Consider the following 13,600-nt stretch of genomic DNA (forward strand, 5'->3'; position numbering starts at 1 on the left):
AGAAGAAGGTCAACAAAAAATTAAACCGGTTTCTTTATTACCGTCGCAGCCCTGCCGCCCGCAGCACCGTTTCCTGAACTGCGAACTCGTGGTCGAGAGAGCGATCAGGAGATTTCTCGCCTCGAATATCAGCGACAAACGCTCGAAGGCTTTCAACGTAACGCGGTCGCGGCTCCACAAGCACCGTCTGCCAGCCCTTCGCATATCCATCCCGATCTTCGTCAAGACACAGCCGCAACACTGGGGGTTCAAGCGGCTCAAGAATCGCACTGCCCTGTGTCCCGTAGACCTCCAATCGCCTGGATTTACCCGCATCCACTTCCAATGACGTTGACTCAAGAATCGCCAACGCTTTGGGATATTCGAACACAGCCGCTGTATTGTTCCGATACCACGGGACGTCATGCCCGTCGTGCCTCGAAAGGGGTGTCACGTGTGTGGGTCGTCCGAGCAACGCAACGATAATATCGGTGAGATGACAGGCAAGGATGAACATAATGCCGCCTGAGTGTTCACCGAGTGAATCCCAGCGTTGCCAATGCGCGTCGCTTGAAGGTCCCGATGAGATGCGTCCTCGAACAGAAAAAATGTCGCCGAGTTTGCCGGAATGCACCCAATCCAGGATAAACTGGAAGCCAGCATTGTATCGGAACATATAACCGAGTTGAACGAGCAACTTCCTGTCTCGTGCGAGGTCCAGAACCTCCCGAAATTCATCGAGGTTATCACCCGCAGGTTTATCGAACCACAGATGTTTGCCGTGCTCAAGGATCTCCCGTGCAAAGGTGAGATTTTGCGACACCCGTCCCTGCGCCGCGACACCAACGATTGTCTCATCTTCGAGTATCTCTTCTTTGGACGTAAACCAGTGAACGCCGTCATAGACTGCGCTTTGACCCAAAGTCTCTCGGACTTCTGGTGATGGCTCAAAGACACCGGCGAAGTCAATTTCGTCGCTCTCCTTCATGACACGGGCTTTCCCCGAAGCGTGGTCGTGGGAAATACCGTATTGTGCAAGTCTCAATTTCACGTTTTTTCTCCTGTTTGAAACCTATGATTGCCAAAAGCATCAGATAAAGTCTAACATGATTCTATCACAGAATCCACAGCGATTGGTGCAAAAAGTGCGTGCGATTTTTGCCGACTTGTGCTAAACTCTCTTTTAATTATACCTTGCGGGTAAACAACGAGATTTGTGCTTTGACGGTTTTCGCTCAAGAGTCGCCTGCGTGTTTTTGATAGGGTATTTTTGCGTATTGTTGTAGGCTGCCATTTAAGGCACGGCGAGCGTCCTAAATTATTTAAAAACCCGTAGGGATGCAATGTTTGTAGAAGAGATCAGAGACACATAATTAAAAAATTGAGAACCAAACCGATGCAACTCCAGTTTTACACGAAACCGGATTGTCCGCTCTGCGACGATGCAAAGAGCGTGCTGCAGCGTATCGGAGCGAAGACATCGTTTATTGCAATAGAGGAAATCGACATCACCAAAAATCTGGGACTCTTCACGAAATATAAACATCTGATTCCTGTGCTTGAGTTAGATGGGCAAAGACTTTTTGCACATCATGCCACCTATTGGAAGTTAGTGTGGCAGCTCCGATGGTACCGGTTTCGGAGGTATTTCATCGGTAGGAGGGATTTGTAATCCCGACACATGTCAAATCTAAGGAGATAAGCATGGCTTTTCCATCACACGGGACAACGCATCGATCCACTGTAACGGGTACACGCGGCATGGCGACGAGTGCGCATCCGCTTGCGAGTCTTGCGGGTGCACGTATGCTGCTCGCTGGCGGTAATGCCTTTGATGCAGCAGTTGCTGTCGCTTCAACGCTCAACGTCGTTGAACCTTACATGTCGGGGATCGCGGGTAACGGGTATATGTTGCTCTATAACGCGAAGGAAAAAACGCACCGCGTGATAGATTATCTGGGCACTGCACCTTACGCAGCGACGCTGGATGTCTATCCGACACTCGAAAGTCAACAGATTGGCATTCGTGCCGGTATGGTCCCTGGTGGCTGTGGTGGCTGGCTCGCCCTTTTAGAACGCTACGGAAGTATGGATCACGCCGACATCTTTTCCCCGGCAATTGAATTGGCAGAAAATGGATACGCCGTCACCGTCAAGAATGCGGAATTCATCGCTGGTGCCCGTCCCTATTTCTCCGAGAGAGCCGAAGAGGTAATCGCTTCACGAGGGAGAACACCACTCCCTGGCGAGGTCTTGGTCCAACAGGATTTAGCCAACACATTCCGTCAAGTTGCTGAAGGCGGCGCGGAGGCGTTCTATCGCGGCGACATCGCCAAAGAGATCGTCCGCTTTTCGGAAGAGACCGATGGACTGATTACCGAAAAGGATTTAGCCGACTTTGAGGTGGAGTGGCAGGACCCGATCTCCGTTACCTACAAGGATTACGAGGTCTACTGTCCACCCCCGCCGTGTGCTGGCATTCAGTATTTGGAAACGCTCAACATCTTGGAAAACGATGCCCTCGGTGAACTCGGACACAATACCCCGGAATACCTACACTTGCTGATTGAAGCGATTAAGTTAGCGAGCGCGGATAGAGCCGAGTATGCCCCACGTCCGAACCCTCCGATTGAACGCTTGTTATCCAAAGATTACGCACGTGCACAACGCGAACGCATTGGTGAACAAGCCGCAGTCAGCGGGGGTGAACGTTGGTCAAAGGACAAACTTCCCGGTGAAATCCGAGCGGACGACTGGACCACCGAGTGCACAACCCATTTTGACACCGCCGATGCAGAGGGCAATATCGTGGCAGTGACACAGAGTCTCGGACAACCTTTCGGATCAGGGGTGATCCTTGGATCGACCGGCATGTTTCTCAACAATTTCATGAACTGGTTCGATAGAATCCCAGAGAGTCCAAACGCCGTTGGACCGCATAAACGGATAGAGATGTGTATGTCGCCGTGCCAAGTTTGGAAGGACGGAAATCCGTTCGCGGCGATTGGCACCCCCGGAAGCCACGGCATCCTTCAAACGACGTTACAGATGGTGTTGAACCTGATTGAACACGGGATGAACGTGCAAGCGGCGATTGAAGCACCGCGCGTTCGGTTGATAAATCCGGGAACGCATGTCAGTATGGAGGGACGCATTCCTGCTGCTGTCCGTGCGGCATTGGAAGCACGTGGACATGAGGTAGAGGTATTGCCCGATTGGACTGCCACTGTCGGCGGCGGACAGGGAATCGCCTTTGATACCGAAGAGAGAAGTTTCATGGGTGGGGCTGACCCACGGCGCGATGGGTATGCAATCGGTGTGTAAGTGAAAGTGAGGGTTAAATGGACCATCCGCAACACATTGTTGCCGTCTCTGGCTTGATCAGTCATCCCGACGGTAAAATCTTGCTCATACGGAGTCCACGTCGTGGTTGGGAGTTTCCGGGTGGTCAGGTCGAAGAAGGTGAAAACCTTATTGAGGCACTCCAACGTGAAATTCAAGAGGAGTCTGGCGTCATTGCCTCAATTGGGTCGCTGGTCGGTGTCTACTCAAACATCAAAGCGCCTACTAAATTGGCGTTTGGTTTCTTAGGGGATTATGTCTCCGGTGAATTAACAACAAGCCCTGAGAGCTTAGAAACCGAATGGGTTGCACGTCATTCCGCTCTGCCACGTATATCCCATCCGGCTATTTATGACAGAATGAAAGATATGCTCAATTTTTCGGGGCGTGTCATTTATCGCGTTTACACCAATGACCCGTATCAGGTTTGTGAGGAATGTTTCCTGTGAGACCAAAATGGGTCCATTTCGTTAACGAAGCAAAATTTTTCAAACTTTATATTTCGGCAAAGTGTTTTCGGGAGGAAATGTGAAGAATTTTATCATTTTTAACAAATACTTTTTTATAGCGTTCGGGTTAATTTTCATCTGTGGTTGCGAGACAATTCAGGATGTTATTCTCACTGAACCACCGAGTGAAACAGATATAACACCACTGCGCGTAACCATGATATATCCCAGCGATTGCGTTGGCTCAGCGGCTTACTGTGATGCCTTCCATATCGGTGTAAGAGCAGCAGAGACAGGACTTGGAATTAGTCTCACTGAGGTTAGCGGGGTGGAAGACGATGCGACGGTGTCAGAAATGTTGTTAAGAGAAGCTGCACAAAATTCGGACCTCGTTTTAACAGCGGGCTATCAGATGGGAGAGCCTCTGGCGATGATAGCGCCTGAATTTCCTGATGTCCAATTTGCAATCTTTGATGTTGTCCTTGATATTCCAAATGTGGCTTCCGTGAACTACAAATCCAATGAAGGGTCGTTTCTGGTTGGAGCAATTGCGGCTTTAAAATCAGAGAGCGGTAAAATCGGTTATATTGGTGGAGTGGATGTTCCGTTGTTACGCGAGTTTGAAGGGGGTTACGTCGCCGGAATTCAAGCGATCAATCCAGATGCAACAATCTCCGTAGAATACATCAGCGAGGATGTAACCGGTTTCGGTCAACCTGAAAAAGCAAAAGAATTGGCGTTGGCACAATATGAAAGCGGTATTGATGTAATTTACGTCGCCGCGGGTGGGTCGGGTCAAGGGGTCCTTGAAGCCGCCCAAGAACAACAAAAATTTATAATTTGGGTTGACTCCAACGGTAACCATCTTGCCCCAGGCATTGTCCTAACGAGTATGACCAAAGAGATTTCAACTTCTGTGGAGCACATCATCCGAGAAGCCGTTGACGAAAATTTTATGGCAGGTATCCGATACTTCGGACTCAAGGATGGTAGTGTGAGTTATGCCGTCGATGAACACAACCAATCCTTGCTTTCGGACGACATGATAGCGACCGTTGAATCATTGAAAGCAAAGATCATTGCTGGCGAGATCGTTGTTCCTGATACAGTTTCACTTCCGCGCGAATAGAGCCTATAGTTAGAAATTCACTGGACGAGTAGAGCTGAATCACTGGAATTTGGCTCTACAAACCCGATTAATTTAGGACGCGCATAGGGCTTGAATCCTAATGTCCCCGTAGGATAGTCCCCTTTGCCCCAACAATCCACCCGGCATTTTTCTGCAGATGGATATCCTGCAAGTTATGCTGAGCAGGTGTAGGATAGCGATTCCAGGTGTTACCACTGTCTGTTGTATGGAGGATCAAGCCGTTTTCACCGACTGCCCATCCGCGTTTTTCGTCTCGGAAGGCGATGTCTCGCAAAGTCTGATTCACAGGCGTTTTTTGTCGAACCCACGTTATGCCACCATCAGTGGTATGGAGAATCAAGCCGTTTGTCCCGACAATCCAGCCGTGCGTCACATTTACAAAATGGACAGCGAATAAAGGCTGCTCGGCGTTACTTCGCTGTTGAACCCACCGGTTTCCGCCATCTTGAGTATGGAGAATTTCACCCTCCTCACCGACAATCCACCCGTGTGCTGGGTCGACAAAATACACACCCCATAGATGTTTATTTGACAGATCCCTTTGATTTTCCCAACGGCTTCCGCCATTCTCTGTTTTGAGCACTGTCCCTTTCCCGCCAACTGCCCAGCCATGCGTCGTATCAACAAAATGAAGATCCAAGATGCCAGGCGGGGTCTTACCGATCCCGCGTGCTTGATGTTGCAAGTTCCACGAGGCGCCCCCACTGCCGGTGTAATGCACCTGTCCAATGCTGACTGTCCAGCCGTTGTTTGGGGTGGCGAAATTAACCTGTGTCAGCGTGGCGTGTGAAATGGAAGCCACCTTCCAAGAGATTCCACCGTCAACCGTAGAGAGTACCGTTCCACCAGTACCGACTGCCCATCCGTGTTTCGTGTCTATAAAATGGATGCCGTAAAGATGTTCACCCGTTCCGCTTTCAAGTTGTCGCCATTCAAATTGTACCGTATCTTGGGAGCAACCGAAGTATACAAGCGTTCCACATAAAATGATGAGCGCGATGTAGTTTCTATTCTGCATTTTGAGGCACCTACTGTAAAAATTTATTTGCAACTATTTGCTAAATCGTGTAAACTACATTATAGAGGATGCAAGCCGAATTGTCAAGTTCTTACAAGGATATTACTCCAAAGTATCATGTACATCATTGGAATTGATGGCGGTGGAACGAAAACGACAGGTATTCTGGCAACAGAAACGGGGCACCCCCTTGCAGAAGTGGAATCAGGACCCGCAAATTACCACGTCGTTGGTGAGGCAGAGACACAAGCGGTTTTGGAAAATATCATCGCGGAGCTTCACGAAAAAGCAGGTGTTCCATTAGGGAGTCCTGTTCAGTGTTGTTTGGGTATGGCTGGTTTGGGACGCGCCGCAGACCGAGAAGTGATTGGACGGATCTGTGATGAACTCGGCATCTGCCAAAATCGGATATTAACCCACGACGCACACATCGCTCTCGTGGGTGGCACGGAGAAACAGGAAGGTGTAATCGTCATCTCTGGAACGGGTGCGATTGCCTACGGCATCAATACCCATGGGAGAGAAGCCCGCGCGAGTGGATGGGGATACCTCCTTGGAGATGAAGGGAGTGGTTACGCCATTGCGATAAAGGGACTCCAAGCCGTCGCTCGTGCTGCTGACGGCAGAGGTGATCCAACCGACTTGACAGACCGAATCCTCAATAGACTTGAACTCAACGAACCGAGCGAACTGATTCGGTGGACGCACGCCGCGAGTCGAGATGCGATTGCGCAGTTAGCAGCGGTGGTATTTGAGACTGTCCGCATAACGGATACAGTGGCTGAAGACATCGTTGACGAAGCGGCTGATGAACTCGTTTGTGCCGCAGTCAGTGTAATTGAACAGTTAGAATTCACAGAGCCGTTTGATATTGTTCTCAGTGGTGGGAATCTCATCCATCAAAGGATGTTCGCCGACAAACTCCGACACCGGTTTGCGAGGATCCGACCAACGGCATCGGTGCAACTCCCGAAACATGAGCCGGCCTACGGTGCCGTGTTGTTAGCACAAGCAAGTTTGCAGAAGGACCCTGTGTCAGGTTAATAGGCTTTAGTTTAACAGTTTAAAACGTTAGCCCGTAATGAAATGGAGGGGTTTTTGCTGGGGCGTTTCTTCAGATATACGGAAAGGCACGTCAATATCTAAACCCGCCTCACCGAACCGCAAGGGATAATTAAAAAAACGGAACAGCAAAACCTGAATTCTGTTGACATCGATCTGAAGTCAACACCAGAAATCGTCCGGATTTTCCATGAAGAAGACCGGAAAGCGATGGAGGCAGTAGAAGCGGAGTCCGAAGCGATTGCAGATGCCATTGAATTATGCGTTGCTGCCTTCCGCACTGGGGGCAGACTCTTTTATGCCGGTGCTGGCACGAGCGGTAGACTCGGGGTGTTGGATGCTTCTGAATGTCCACCGACCTTTAGCACGTCCCCGGAAATGGTTCAAGGGATAATTGCCGGTGGGGACATCGCCTTACGTCGCTCGGTGGAAGGAGAAGAGGATAAACCCGACAGTGGCATGCGGGCTGTCCGAGAGCGACACCTCACATCGCAAGATGTGCTTGTCGGAATCGCAAGCAGCGGACAGACCCCTTACGTGATAGGTGCTTTGAAAGAGGCGCATACCATTGGTGCAACAACAATATTTCTCTGCTGTGTTCCACCGCCTGAGGAATTGAAAAACTGGGTGACGCATTTCATCACACCAATTGTCGGTCCAGAAATCATTGCAGGCTCGACCCGACTGAAAGCAGGGACAGCCACGAAACTGGTTCTGAACATGTTGACGACTGTTTCTATGATCAAACTGGGTAAGGTCTACAACAACCTGATGGTAGATGTCCACGCCTCTAACACGAAATTGGTCGCGCGGAGCGTTCGGATTGTCCAAGCCGTCACTGGGGTTGATGCCGCGGTGGCTGAGGCAACATTAGCACGAGCAGACGGTCGCGCCAAACTCGCTATTGTAATGCTCACAAAAGGACTGAATCCAACGGACGCGAACACACTCTTAGAAAAACATGGAGGATTTCTAAGGCAGATTCTTGATTAAAAAACTTTTAACGATTGGATTTCTGCTCTAATTTTCCCCGCTTCTCATTGAAGGCAAGATCGGATTTTCGGTATGAACAAAGAACATCGGGAAAGATTAGGAGCACCCACAAAAGGTCAGGAGGAACCGATGGGTACGAAAGTTGGGCTTGCCAAAACCGGCAGGCGGCGTTCTAACGTTTTTGAAGCGTTGGACAATATACGCGAGGCGCTCACACCGAAAGTTCGTGAGCAGGTGTTGTTAAAACCGAATTTCCTCTCCAGCACGAATCAACTCGCCTCCTCGCACGTTGATGCGATGCGCGGTGCGATTGATTTTCTGCTGAGCACACCACATCCGCCAAAAGAGATAATTGTCGCTGAGGGCGCGAATGAAGCATTCTCTGGCGAGGCATTCCAAGTTTTCGGGTATGAAGCCCTTCAAGCCGAATACGATCTCCCAATCCGGCTCGTGGATTTGCATCAGGAAACCGAATGGGTAGAAACCACGGTCTTTCTTGCTGAACGTAATGAGGATACCGTGAGGATGCCGAAGATAGTATTGGATTGTCCCTGTACTCTCTCTGTTGCTATTGCGAAAACACATGATGCTGGTGTTGTAACGCTCGCTATGAAGAATATGATTATGGGCACCTTGCATAAGGAAGATCGGATTAAAATGCACGGCTACCACAGTCACGCAGACCGAGTGCTCCCACGTGAAGCGCAGACGTTGAATATCAACCTACTTCGCCTCTCACGCCACCTTAAGCCCGACATCGCTATTGTTGATGGCACGGTTGGGTTACAAGGCAACGGACCCGGTGGCACGGATTCTGTGCCTCTCGGTATCGCAGTGGCAAGCGGAGATGTGTTCGCAGCGGACGCAGTTACGACCAAAGCGATGGGATTTGAGCCGTTGGAGATAGGGTTGTTCCACTATGCCAATGCGTTAGGATACGGCACCGCAGATCTCGGCAACATTGACATCATCGGCCCCGCTGTAGCGTCAGTTGCGACAGCGTTCAAGCCCCATGAAACCGCTGAACTCCAGTTCCAATGGCAGGAAACGAGTCACACAGAATATTTGGCAGCGGACTAACAATTTTATCGGTAATTTGATTGTAGCCTGCAACAATACGCAGAAATACCCCGGGGAATGCCACACGGCATTCATACCCGGGGAAGCCCACACGGGCTTCATACCGTTGATTCTGATTCGCAAAAACACGCAGGCGGATATACGTCGATTGACGGTATTTAACGAATTCACCTGAACGAACCGCAAGGGAAAATTAAAAAATGAAACGTTTCTATAATATTCTTATTCTATTTTCGATATTTCTCACTACACCTGCGTGGGCATGGTGGGGCGGTGGACACGATATCATGACACGGGCATCCACCCAGGTACTTCCCGAAGAGATGCCAGAATTTTTTCGAGCCGCCGGAAAAATGATCGCTCACTGCGCCTACGACCCAGATCTATCAAAGAATCGTAGCCTACCACACGCGCGACAGGCTGAATACAGTGAACATTACATTGATGTAGAATTGCTAAAAGATCACCCGATTCCAGAGGGACGCGAGGCACACATTAAGTTGTGTGCTGAGTTGGGACTGACGCCGCGGACGGTTGGTACACTCCCCTATGCGGTGGCAGAATGGACAGAAAGACTCGCTTTCGCTTTCGCGGAGTACCGGAAGTGGCCCGACAATCCGATGATTCAGTACAAATGCTTTCTCTATGCGGGATTCTTATCTCACTATGCGCAGGATATGTGTCAACCGCTGCACCTGACAATCCATTTCGATGGTATTGTTCAGGAGGACGGAACGCGCTTACATGCGGGTATCCATGAAAAAGTGGATTCAGCCATTGAAATGTTGAAACTGGATCCGACAGAACTCGCGAAAGCACAAGAGATTGAAGCCGTTGGCGACTTAATGCCAGCAATCGTAAAGCAGGTTAAAGCGGAATTCAGTTTCGTAGGCGGCGTTTACGAACTTGTCAAAGACTGGCAAAACTTGAAAGATCCGACACCTGCAGTGGTTGATTTTACAAATGCTCGAGCGCGTGAAGGAGTGCGTTGGACGGCTTCACTCTACTTAACTGCGTGGCAGCTCTCTGAGAGCATCAAACTGCCTGGCTGGCTCGACCGCGCACAAAACGACGCGGAATAATCGTCAGTTAAGAGCCGCTTCAGGGGCAATGTATCCAAACGCGGTGGCACCCGGAAGGCGAATGATAAAAGAGACACTCTTTCGCCGAAAACTAATAACCCATAACTGACAACTCTTAAATTAAGGAGAAATAACTTTGTTACAACAGTGGAGACCCGATCCGACCTTTTATCCGTCCCCAAAGATGGCGATTGAGGCACCAATTGAAGATGTCGCCTATGTCGCTGCGCCGAGAGATGACGGCAACCCCGACGCTATGTGTGTGGTTGACCTCAACAAAGCGTCTGACACCTACGGCCAGATGGTCCATAGACTGGAGCTCGGTGTTCGTGATGAAATCCACCACTTCGGTTGGAATGCGTGTAGTGCAGCACTCTGTCCCTACGCACCACACCCCTATGTAGAACGGCGTTATCTTGTTGTGCCAGCACTGCGCGGTTCTCATATCTATATCCTTGATGTCAAGGAGAACCCAAAGGCACCGAAACTCATTAAAACGTTGGATGCCAGTGAAGTTGAGTCGCGTTCCGGATATACCCGTCCGCATACAGTCCATTGTGGTCCTGAAGGCATTTATGTCAGTGCTTTGGCTTCAGCAGGTTCTGAAGAAGGACCTGGGGGTATTTTCCTCATGGATCACTATAACTTCAATATTCTGGGACAGTGGGAAGTAGAACGCGGTCCTCAATCCCTGTCCTATGATTTCTGGTGGCACTTGGGTTACGACATTGCCGTTACCAGTGAGTGGGGCACGCCAGCGATGATCGAAAATGGGGTGAGCCTTGAAGATTTAGGGGCGCGCAAATTCGGTCATAAGATTCATATCTGGGACATCCGGCATCGGAAAAACATTCAGACCCTGGACTTGGGCGATGATTATCAGATGATCTTGGAATTACGTCCTGCACACGATCCGACCAAAGCGTATGGGTTCGTCAATGCCGTGCTTAATATGAACGATCTGTCGAGTTCCATTTGGACGTGGTATAAAGATGGAGACCACTGGGATATCCAAAAGATTATTGATATTCCGGCACAGGTACCTGAAAATCCAGATGACTTGCCACCTGCTTTGAAAGATATAGGGATGATCCCGCCCCTTGTCACTGATCACATCCTCTCATTGGATGACCGATTCCTGTATGTCTCCTGTTGGGGCACCGGAGAGATGTTGCAATACGACGTTTCGGATCCATTTAATCCAAAGCATACAGGAACTATCGAAATAGGTGGGATTACAAAATCGCATCCGCATCCGGCTGCGGGACCCGTGAGTGGCGGTCCACAGATGGTTGAATTGAGTCGAGATGGCAAACGTCTTTACTTCACCAATTCCCTCTACGTCGCATGGGATAATCAATTCTACCCCGACGGTGCCAACGGATGGATGGTGAAGGCGGATGTGAACGGAGAAGACGGTGGATTGGAACTGGATCCCGACTTCTTTGTAGACTTCGGCGAGAGTCGCGCCCATCAGATTCGGTTGCAGGGCGGAGATAGTTCTTCCGATACTTTTTGCTACTCATAAGAATCAAATGGTATTCCTGATGGGTGCCCTGGGGAGATTTCCAATCTCATTCCCGAAGTGAGCATGTCACTACAATACCGTTTAAAAACAGGGTGCACAAGTTTTCTTGTCGCACCCTTATATATCACTGGAAAGATATTTTTTTATGGATACTGTTTCATGGTTAAGCTATACGCTCCTCGGCGTATTTCACGGTATTAATCCGGGGATGGGATGGCTTTTTGCTGTCGCATTGGGCATGCAAGAAAAGCGGAGAAGTGCAGTTATCGGTGCGCTCTTCCCAATGGCACTCGGACACGCAATATCCATCGCAGTTGTGGTTTTCGTCATTGCCTTAGCACAGCAACAACTCCAAGAAGACGTGCTGCGTATCGCCTGTGCAACCGTATTGTTCGGTTTTGGCGTCTATAAGTTTTTCCGAGCGCGGCATCCGAAGTGGGTCGGGATGCGTGTTAACTTCAAAGACTTAACGATTTGGTCATTTCTGATGGCATCCGCTCACGGGGCGGGTTTGATGCTGGCACCGCTTCTATTGCGAACCCCCGTTGCCGAGGCATCCGGGCACATGCACCACGCTCCTGCAAGCATGGCACACAACGCGACGATGTTATTGTCGGCAGTTGGGGTGCATACGCTCAGTTTCTTCGTCGTGATGGGGATTGTAGCAATTATCGTTTACGAGGTGGTGGGACTTGCGCTGCTTCGTAAGGCGTGGTTTAACATGGATCTGTTATGGTCTATCGCTTTGATGATTGCGGGTGTTGTTACGCTCTTCTGGAAGCATTAAGAGACCTGTAAGAGAGGTTTCCGCCCTCGACTTTTTCAGGAAGATTCCCTACCTGGTAGGCGAGGTTTCCTAACCTCGCCTATCTTCCCTATGGCATAATTGTTTTGCTAAACGTTAATCTGCTCAGCAAGCAACTTAACGCCGAATTTCTCCTGCAGTGCTTGCATATCAGCAAAATCTGTATCTTGCAACGTGTAACCAACGTGCGAACGGACTTGGTAATCTACTGATAAACACCGGACCGCCCGCCCTCCAATAAGACCAACAGCACTCAACTCCGATTCGGTGATTACCCAGTCGATTTCACCGGGACCGTAGATGGCGCCGCCGCCTTCGGTAAGTTCGATGACATGAAAATCGATCCTCCCATGCAATTGATGTCCCATCACGAAGTTTCGATCTTTACGATCATCGGTATGAATATCAACAAAGCCTCGAGCGAAAAGTGCCTCGGTGAGTATTGCTGAATCTTCCCATGAAATCATGATGTCCAGATCTTGGTGCTTCCGAGTGCATTCGCCCAATAGTGCATCAACACCCCATCCACCATCAACCCAAACTGTAATACCGAGTTCATCAAACAGATCGAGAAACCAGTGAACCTTGTTAATAGTCATAGAAATTTCGCATTCACTGTTAATGAGTGACTCCTTCGTTTGCATTAGTTACGTCCCAATTTGAATATGTTCTGCCATCCACGGTGTGAATTCACTCGCTTCATGTTTCCATTTTTCACGCAATGGAACTCTTTTCAATTCGCTGAATTTAAGCATTTAATAAATTTTCCTTATTCACATAATCTTTGCTGAATTTTTCATAGATTTCTAACATGAATATACACGGTACTCACACCATTAAATAATGAGTTATTAGAGTCTTACATGCACAATTTGCCCATTTTTAAGTGTTTTCAGTACAGCATTGACTTCAGAAATCAACGGGGCAAGGTCTTCAAAACGGTTACTCTTCGCTTCCAACAATATAATCCCGATATTAATTTCACCTAAGTTCTGTTGATGGGGAATACCTCGATCCATTGTGATAAAAGCGTCAAACTCATTCGCTGCGATTCTCAACAGTTCACCATTTTCTTTTCCTTGCCAACCACGATAACTCACTGAGAACACTTC

The 13,600-nt window shown here is 49.2% G+C and carries 14 protein-coding genes; 10 read left to right on the forward strand and 4 right to left on the reverse strand.

Features of this window, described 5'->3' with window-relative positions; translation table 11 throughout:
* Positions 1–37: 37 nt before the first annotated feature.
* Positions 38–1,030, reverse strand: coding sequence for a Gfo/Idh/MocA family oxidoreductase (locus tag F4X88_12030; GenBank protein ID MYA57019.1), 993 nt, complete (start codon positions 1,028–1,030; stop codon positions 38–40).
* 345 nt (positions 1,031–1,375) lie between these two features.
* Here F4X88_12030 and F4X88_12035 point away from each other — a divergent pair, with 345 nt between their 5' ends.
* From F4X88_12035 to F4X88_12050, 4 genes are all read left to right on the forward strand, one after another.
* Complete coding sequence (locus tag F4X88_12035; protein ID MYA57020.1) at positions 1,376–1,651, forward strand: glutaredoxin family protein; 276 nt, start codon at positions 1,376–1,378, stop codon at positions 1,649–1,651.
* A 32-nt stretch (positions 1,652–1,683) separates the two neighbouring features.
* Positions 1,684–3,303, forward strand: a complete 1,620-nt coding sequence (ggt, locus tag F4X88_12040; GenBank protein MYA57021.1) for a gamma-glutamyltransferase — start codon at positions 1,684–1,686, stop codon at positions 3,301–3,303.
* 17 nt (positions 3,304–3,320) lie between these two features.
* Positions 3,321–3,770: an NUDIX hydrolase gene (locus F4X88_12045; protein MYA57022.1), complete on the forward strand. Its 450-nt coding sequence runs from the start codon at positions 3,321–3,323 to the stop codon at positions 3,768–3,770.
* A 79-nt stretch (positions 3,771–3,849) separates the two neighbouring features.
* Positions 3,850–4,899, forward strand: a complete 1,050-nt coding sequence (locus F4X88_12050; GenBank protein ID MYA57023.1) for a BMP family ABC transporter substrate-binding protein — start codon at positions 3,850–3,852, stop codon at positions 4,897–4,899.
* 97 nt (positions 4,900–4,996) lie between these two features.
* On the opposite strand, the gene F4X88_12055 is transcribed toward F4X88_12050, so the two are convergent.
* Positions 4,997–5,938 (reverse strand): hypothetical protein, encoded by a 942-nt coding sequence (locus tag F4X88_12055; GenBank protein ID MYA57024.1) that lies wholly within the window; start codon positions 5,936–5,938, stop codon positions 4,997–4,999.
* Positions 5,939–6,055: 117 nt separating this feature from the next.
* Between F4X88_12055 and F4X88_12060 the strand changes: the two genes are divergently transcribed.
* From F4X88_12060 to F4X88_12085, 6 genes are all read left to right on the forward strand, one after another.
* Entirely contained in the window at positions 6,056–6,982 is a 927-nt protein-coding gene (locus F4X88_12060; protein MYA57025.1) for an ATPase, read from the forward strand.
* Positions 6,983–7,108: 126 nt separating this feature from the next.
* A complete protein-coding gene (gene murQ, locus F4X88_12065; GenBank protein MYA57026.1) occupies positions 7,109–7,993 on the forward strand; it encodes an N-acetylmuramic acid 6-phosphate etherase in 885 nt (294 codons plus the stop codon).
* Positions 7,994–8,065: 72 nt separating this feature from the next.
* Positions 8,066–9,073: a DUF362 domain-containing protein gene (locus tag F4X88_12070; GenBank protein ID MYA57027.1), complete on the forward strand. Its 1,008-nt coding sequence runs from the start codon at positions 8,066–8,068 to the stop codon at positions 9,071–9,073.
* A 200-nt stretch (positions 9,074–9,273) separates the two neighbouring features.
* Entirely contained in the window at positions 9,274–10,155 is an 882-nt protein-coding gene (locus F4X88_12075) for a hypothetical protein (protein ID MYA57028.1), read from the forward strand.
* A gap of 184 nt (positions 10,156–10,339) precedes the next feature.
* A complete protein-coding gene (locus tag F4X88_12080) occupies positions 10,340–11,683 on the forward strand; it encodes a selenium-binding protein (protein MYA57029.1) in 1,344 nt (447 codons plus the stop codon).
* A gap of 145 nt (positions 11,684–11,828) precedes the next feature.
* Positions 11,829–12,470, forward strand: a complete 642-nt coding sequence (locus tag F4X88_12085; GenBank protein ID MYA57030.1) for a hypothetical protein — start codon at positions 11,829–11,831, stop codon at positions 12,468–12,470.
* Between the two features lie 107 nt (positions 12,471–12,577).
* Here F4X88_12085 and F4X88_12090 read toward each other — a convergent pair whose 3' ends face one another.
* Together F4X88_12090 and F4X88_12095 are read right to left on the reverse strand one after the other, a co-directional pair.
* Positions 12,578–13,132 carry an amino acid transporter gene (locus F4X88_12090; protein ID MYA57031.1) on the reverse strand — a complete coding sequence of 185 codons (555 nt, stop codon included), beginning with the start codon at positions 13,130–13,132 and terminating at the stop codon, positions 12,578–12,580.
* Positions 13,133–13,339: 207 nt separating this feature from the next.
* Complete coding sequence (locus tag F4X88_12095) at positions 13,340–13,588, reverse strand: hypothetical protein (GenBank protein ID MYA57032.1); 249 nt, start codon at positions 13,586–13,588, stop codon at positions 13,340–13,342.
* Positions 13,589–13,600 lie beyond the last annotated feature (12 nt).

Source organism: Candidatus Poribacteria bacterium, assembly GCA_009839745.1.
In the GTDB taxonomy this organism is placed as follows: Bacteria; Poribacteria; WGA-4E; order WGA-4E; family WGA-3G; genus WGA-3G.

Coding starts and splice junctions, on each gene's coding strand:
- F4X88_12060 (MYA57025.1), top strand. CDS start 6,056: ATGTACATCATTGGAATTGATGGCGGTGGAACGAAAACGACAGGTATT.
- F4X88_12090 (MYA57031.1), bottom strand. CDS start 13,132: ATGCAAACGAAGGAGTCACTCATTAACAGTGAATGCGAAATTTCTATG.
- F4X88_12075 (MYA57028.1), top strand. CDS start 9,274: ATGAAACGTTTCTATAATATTCTTATTCTATTTTCGATATTTCTCACT.
- F4X88_12070 (MYA57027.1), top strand. CDS start 8,066: ATGAACAAAGAACATCGGGAAAGATTAGGAGCACCCACAAAAGGTCAG.
- F4X88_12085 (MYA57030.1), top strand. CDS start 11,829: ATGGATACTGTTTCATGGTTAAGCTATACGCTCCTCGGCGTATTTCAC.
- ggt (MYA57021.1), top strand. CDS start 1,684: ATGGCTTTTCCATCACACGGGACAACGCATCGATCCACTGTAACGGGT.
- F4X88_12035 (MYA57020.1), top strand. CDS start 1,376: ATGCAACTCCAGTTTTACACGAAACCGGATTGTCCGCTCTGCGACGAT.
- F4X88_12045 (MYA57022.1), top strand. CDS start 3,321: ATGGACCATCCGCAACACATTGTTGCCGTCTCTGGCTTGATCAGTCAT.
- F4X88_12080 (MYA57029.1), top strand. CDS start 10,340: ATGGCGATTGAGGCACCAATTGAAGATGTCGCCTATGTCGCTGCGCCG.
- F4X88_12055 (MYA57024.1), bottom strand. CDS start 5,938: ATGCAGAATAGAAACTACATCGCGCTCATCATTTTATGTGGAACGCTT.